We start from the raw sequence: 1,654 nt of genomic DNA on the forward strand, positions 1-1,654 counted from the left end.
AGACGCATGAAAGCGTTGACATTCACCACAACTAATTCAAAGGAGGAATCCATGATGGACGTGCCTGCGGATAAGGTTACCGCGGCCGCCGAGGGCAAAGCCGTCGGCTCCCCGCCCAGCCTCGTCTGGGGGGGCCTGAAGAGAGACAAGTATTTGTATTTGCTGGCACTTCCGGGACTGATTTATTTCATCGTTTTCCGGTACGTGCCGATGTGGGGGGTGATCATTTCATTCCAGGAGTATTCTCCCTATCAAGGAGTCCTAAACAGCCCTTGGGTCGGATTCGATCATTTCGCACGGTTTTTCTCGAATCCGGATTTCCTTCTGCTGTTCCGCAATACGATGGCGATCAATCTGCTAAGCCTGATCTTTTTCTTCCCGCTGCCGATTCTGCTCGCCGTGCTACTAAACGAAATTCGTGTTTCGTCTTACAAAAAGGTCGTGCAATCGATCATTTATTTACCTCATTTCCTGTCCTGGGTCATCATCGTCGGCATCACGTTTCTGCTTCTGTCCACCGGCGACGGCGTCGTGAACAAGCTGCTCGTCGCCTTCGGCTTCGATAAGGTCGATTTTCTAACGAACAAGAACTATTTCTGGGGACTGCTGACGCTCCAGTCCATCTGGAAGGACGCAGGATGGGGCACGATCATTTTCCTTGCCGCCATCGCGGGAGTCGATCCGCAGCTATACGAAGCAGCCAAGATGGACGGAGCGAGCCGGCTTAGGCAAATCTGGCACGTGACGCTGACGGCCATCCGTCCCGTCATCGTCATTCTGCTCATTCTGCGGATCGGTCATATGATGGACGTCGGCTTCGAGCAGGTGTTTCTGATGATGAACGGTGCCGTCTCCGGAGTCGCGGACGTCTTTGATACCTACGTATACCGTCTCGGCGTCAAGCAGGGCCAGTTCAGTTTCAGCACCGCCGTCGGCTTGTTCAAGTCCGTCGTCGGCCTGCTTCTCGTCATCGGCGCCAACCGATTGGCCAAGAAGTTCGGCGAGGAAGGCGTCTACTAACCCATTTCACCCGCTGGAGGCGAACGTTCCAATGAGAGAAAGCTTGGGAGACCGCGCGTTCGGCGTCATCAACGTCATCGCGCTCGGCTTAATCAGCCTGATCACTTTCTTCCCGTTCTATTATGTATTCGTCGTGTCGTTCACCGACCCGTCGGAATATATCCGGAGAGGTCTGGTGTTGTTCCCGCAGCATTGGAGCCTCGTATCCTACAAATATTTGCTCTCCACCGACGCTTTCATGAGAGCTATTGGGAACAGCGCATTCCTGGCGATCGTCGGTACCGCGCTGAGCCTCATCGTTACTTCAGGACTTTCCTACGCGATATCCCGCAGAAGACTGCAGGGAAGGCGGTTCATCATGCTGGCCATCCTGCTGACACCGATCTCAGCGTCTGGTACCGGGTCATCCTGCCGCTGTCGCTTCCCTCCATGGCGGCGTTCGGCCTGTTCTATGCCGTTGCGTACTGGAACACCTTTTTCACTGCGCTACTGTATATTAACGATTTCGCGAAGCATCCGCTGCAGGTGCTGCTGCAGAACATGCTGATCGACGCGTCCACCGCGGCGGGAGGCTCGGCCGCGGCTGAGATGATGTCGGAGCAGCGCATTCCGCCAGAGACGCTCAAGATGGCCG

At 55.3% G+C, this 1,654-nt stretch carries 1 protein-coding gene and 1 pseudogene; both read left to right on the plus strand.

Going from position 1 to position 1,654, the window contains the following annotated elements; all coding sequences use genetic code 11:
* Positions 1-6 precede the first annotated feature (6 nt).
* Positions 7-1,020: an ABC transporter permease gene (locus CPT76_RS37200; protein ID WP_308737626.1), complete on the plus strand. Its 1,014-nt coding sequence runs from the start codon at positions 7-9 to the stop codon at positions 1,018-1,020.
* Between the two features lie 31 nt (positions 1,021-1,051).
* Positions 1,052-1,654, plus strand: a pseudogene (locus CPT76_RS10205) (carbohydrate ABC transporter permease); the annotation flags it as partial.

It is taken from the genome of Paenibacillus sp. AR247, from assembly GCF_002968895.1.
Lineage (GTDB): Bacteria > Bacillota > Bacilli > Paenibacillales > Paenibacillaceae > Paenibacillus_AQ > Paenibacillus_AQ favisporus.